Source organism: Variovorax sp. P4_D9 (assembly GCF_056401695.1).
In genome coordinates, this window is sequence record NZ_JBFUIU010000765.1 from 1 (window position 1) to 4,159 (window position 4,159).

Below are 4,159 nucleotides of genomic sequence, written 5' to 3' on the forward strand. Positions count from 1 at the left end.
ACCTCGAACCGCATARCTATTTCGAAGGTTTKMTCGTGYTGAATCAGCGCGAGATCGAAGAGGCGCAGCACACGTCRACGGCCGCCGCGCAGAAGACGGTGGACGCGGTCAARGCCACCGCCCTTGCSAAGGGGGTTCACAGYGCAGAGGCYGTGGTCATGAAGTCGAACYTSGTGGCMGARTCCATCGTCGACGTCGCCAAGACYCGCGCGTGCGACCTGATCGTGATGGCTTCGCACGGGCGCCGTGGCGCCACCCGGCTGCTGATGGGCAGCGAGACGCTGCACGTCCTTACCCACACGCACACGCCCGTGCTAGTGCTGCGCTAGTCCCGCGCGGCGGACTGGGGGGCGAGAGCTCCCAGAGCGTCTGGCGAGACCGAGTCGACGGATGCGGGTAAGCCGTGCCTCGACGGACGTGCCGAGCGCACCACACGGAGGCCGCGACGGCATGCGCGATCACACGCAGGATTTGGTTCGAGACGCAGGGGCAGGGCGGTCGACCGTTTCAGGGACTGGAACCTCTCACGCCGGTGCCCGTGAACGCCGGTTAGATTGCGCGTTGTGCTTCGGAAGATTCCTCCGAACCACGCTCAAATGGCCGCCCAGTACGAGGGGCGAGAACTGAAAACGGGGCAGAAAATCTACGCTTCGTCCGGCCCTCAATTCTGTGTGCTCTGGTGGCGGGGCCGCATGCTCCCTACGCCGCGAGCCAGGGAAGTATCTCAGCTCTTGATACCGAGCAGGTGAAGGACCCCGCACACGAACGTGAGCGGGTAGGGCGGGCATCCGGGTACGTAGAGAGTCGGCTTGAATCGGTCGAGGAAACTCCGCTCCAAGGCTGACGGGACTGCCCGCCAGTGGGCGGGCACCCTGCGGGTGCAATTGGACTCGTTTGGAGCCTTCTTCCTAGCTTGGTCGCTCCCGATGACTCTTGCTGAGCGGCATCTGGGCTACCTGCGACCGTACTTCGGATCGGACTCCACGATCCCGACCAAGCAGGATCGAAAAGGCCCGCCTTGGAGTGCAATCTAGATTGCACTAAATGATATATTATTATAATACACCTGACATGTGAGAGATCCGATGGAACTTAAGACAGCGCGCCTGACGGTGCTGGTCGATCCGGCGAAGAAAAGGGCCTTTGAGGCGTTGTGTGCCCGCCAGGACGTCACCCCTTCACAGGTCGTACGACGTCTAATTCGCGACTATCTGACTCGCCACGGCGAGACCTTCGTCCCGAGCGGTCTGGAGACGGGAGGAGGGAGTGGCCGCGAGACCCTGATCGGCGACGACGACTGAGCAGATGCATTCGAGACCGAACGACCTTGACGACGACGCACTCGCCGAGTTGGCCCGGGAGTGGCGCTTGCGTGCGGCACGTGGCGAGCAGCTTGCATTTGGTGTTGCACAGGCGTTTGAGGCGGAGCAGCGCCGACGCCAACGCATCCAAGAAAGTCAGGCGCAGCCGCTCGCATCTCCCACGCAACAGAAAGAAGCCCTGTCACGATCCTGGTGGAAGTTTTGGTGAGGCACCGCATTTCTGCGTGATTCCTGGGCGGAGTCGGGCGGCCCTCGAAGTCTTGATTCTTCTCGACCGTACCTCGGGAAGAATGTTTGCCGGCGCCGTTTCGGCAAGGCAGGCCGCTTGCAATTCAACACGGCGGACACATCATTGATATGTCGTTTACTGATTGCCATCAGGCGGTAACGTAGGCCCTCAAGGACCACGCACGCTTGGCAAACCTGCTGGTCGTTGCTCCAATCCAAGTTGCCTTGTATGTTTGTCAAATTATCATACAATTAACATATTTGGAGTCATCATGGAGCTTAAGACTGCCCGCCTTACGGTCCTGATTGATCCGGCTAAGAAACAGGCCTTCGAAACACTTTGTGCACAACAGGACGTGACACCTTCTCAAGTGGTGCGACGCCTGATTCGGGACTATTTGGCCCATCATGGGGTGAGTTTTGTGCCGAGCGGGGTCCGAACTGATAGCAGGAAGACCCGCGAACGCTGACTTAACCAGGCCCGGAAGCAAGCGTGCGGTAGCTGTCAGCCTGCCCGTACGTGCCACCGCATTTCGGGTGCCGGAACCCGTCGTCACGATCTCAGACCTTCGACAGGATTTCCATCGCCTTGTTGGCGTCGCCCACCGAGTCGACCGCGATGTAGGCTACGAACTGTGTGCCGATCACGGACGCCGAGAAACCGCGAAGATTGATTTCCCCGGCAGCAAGCTTTTGCGTCAACTCCGCGGCGATGCCCGGGCGGTCCGGACCCAKGATCCGAACAGAGTGAAGGCTTTGTGTCACGTTGAAGCCCGCCTGTGCCGCAGCACGGATTTCACGGTCGTTCTGCAGCGGCGTGACGTAGACGACCCCCGTCGCTGGCTTGTCTGGCGTCCGCCTCGCAATGACGAATTGCAGGTCGGCCCCCGCTTCGCGTAGCGTATCTAGCACCTCGGCAAGGCCGCCGGGTCGGTCCTGGATGGTCGCTGCCCATACATCTGTAGGTTCCACGAGAAGATCCATGATTGATCCTCCATTTTCGCTGCTGGCGTGTCGATCAGAGGCTAGGCCATAACCGCCGGGTTGACAAGTTTTGGCACCGTGGTATAGGGTTTTCTTGCTTGGAATTCGATCTGCCCGAAAAAGGAGTCGCCGTCATGACTGAGCACAGATCGCCTCGCCATCCCGCCAAGCAGCAGACTGTCGATGTCTCCGAGGCACAAATCGCGGTGCATTGGCCGGAAGAGGACTACGTGGCGCCCCCCAGCCGGTTCATCGCGCAAGCCAATTTGACCGACGCTGGCGTCTTCCAGCGTTTTGCCCTCGACAAATTCCCTGAGTGCTTCAAGGAATTCGCGGACCTTCTCGACTGGTACCAGTACTGGCAGACGACGCTCGACGCCAGCAACCCGCCGTTCTGGCGCTGGTTCGTCGGAGGCAGGATCAACGCCTGCCACAACTGCGTCGATCGTCACCTCGTCAAACATAAGAACAAGACCGCCATCCATTTCGTGCCCGAGCCGGAGAACGAGCCGGTACAGCACCTGACCTATCAAGAGCTGTTCGTCCGCGTCAACGAGTTCGCGGCGCTGTTGCGCGACTTCTGTGGACTCAAGGCGGGCGACCGCGTGACCTTGCACATGCCCATGGTGGCGGAACTGCCGATCACCATGCTCGCTTGCGCGCGGCTCGGCGTGATTCACTCGCAGGTGTTCAGCGGCTTCAGCGGCAAGGCTTGTGCCGAACGCATCTGGGATTCCGAGAGTCGCGTGCTAATCACGATGGACGCGTACTACCGCGCCGGCCATCTGCTCGATCACAAGGAAAAGGCCGACATCGCGGTGAAGGAGGCCGCCAGCCTTGGCCAGCAGGTCGACAAGGTCCTGATCTGGGAGCGCTACCCGGGCAAGACCTCGAGCGCCACGCAGCTCGTCGAGGGGCGCGACGTCATCGTCAACGGCCTGCTCGGCAAGTTCCGCGGCCAGCGTGTCGAGCCCATGCCGCTGCCGGCCGAGGCGCCGCTGTTCCTGATGTACACGAGCGGTACCACCGGACGGCCGAAAGGTTGCCAACATTCGATCGGCGGCTACCTCGCCTACGTCACTTGGACATCCAAATACATCCAGGACATCCACCCCGAGGACGTGTATTGGTGCATGGCCGACATCGGCTGGATCACGGGCCATTCCTACATCGTCTACGGCCCGTTGGCGCTCGCCGCTTCAACGGTCGTGTATGAAGGCGTTCCGACCCATCCGGACGCCGGCCGGCCATGGCGCATCGCCGAACAACTCGGCGTCAATATCTTCCATACCTCACCCACGGCAATCCGCGCGCTGCGGCGCGACGGACCCGACGAGCCGGCGAAATACGACCACCACTTCAAGCACATGACGACCGTTGGCGAGCCGATCGAGCCCGAGGTGTGGAAGTGGTACCACCGCATGGTCGGCAAGGGCGAAGCCGTCATCGTGGATACCTGGTGGCAGACCGAAACCGGCGGCTTTCTCTGCAGCACGGTGCCGGGCATCCACCAGATGAAACCCGGCAGCGCCGGGCCCGCGATTCCCGGCATTCATCCTGTGATCTACGACGATCGGGGCAAGGAGCTCGCCAGCGGTTCGGGCAAGGCCGGCAACATCTGTATC

Annotated in this window: 5 protein-coding genes; 4 read left to right on the forward strand and 1 reads right to left on the reverse strand. The window is 61.2% G+C overall.

The window, feature by feature from the left end; all coding sequences use genetic code 11:
• The first annotated feature begins 35 nt into the window (after positions 1-35).
• From AC1DY5_RS44635 to AC1DY5_RS44645, 3 genes are all read left to right on the forward strand, one after another.
• Complete coding sequence (locus AC1DY5_RS44635; RefSeq protein WP_478120821.1) at positions 36-329, forward strand: universal stress protein; 294 nt, start codon at positions 36-38, stop codon at positions 327-329.
• A gap of 756 nt (positions 330-1,085) precedes the next feature.
• Complete coding sequence (locus AC1DY5_RS44640) at positions 1,086-1,301, forward strand: ribbon-helix-helix protein, CopG family (RefSeq protein WP_478120817.1); 216 nt, start codon at positions 1,086-1,088, stop codon at positions 1,299-1,301.
• Positions 1,302-1,822: 521 nt separating this feature from the next.
• Positions 1,823-2,020, forward strand: coding sequence for a CopG family transcriptional regulator (locus tag AC1DY5_RS44645; protein WP_478120818.1), 198 nt, complete (start codon positions 1,823-1,825; stop codon positions 2,018-2,020).
• A 91-nt stretch (positions 2,021-2,111) separates the two neighbouring features.
• Here the strand turns inward: AC1DY5_RS44645 and AC1DY5_RS44650 are convergent, their stop codons facing one another.
• Positions 2,112-2,534, reverse strand: coding sequence for an ACT domain-containing protein (locus AC1DY5_RS44650; RefSeq protein ID WP_478120819.1), 423 nt, complete (start codon positions 2,532-2,534; stop codon positions 2,112-2,114).
• A gap of 134 nt (positions 2,535-2,668) precedes the next feature.
• Between AC1DY5_RS44650 and AC1DY5_RS44655 the strand changes: the two genes are divergently transcribed.
• Positions 2,669-4,159, forward strand: a 1,491-nt coding sequence (locus tag AC1DY5_RS44655) for an AMP-binding protein (protein ID WP_478120820.1), incomplete at its 3' end; no start/stop codon positions are given.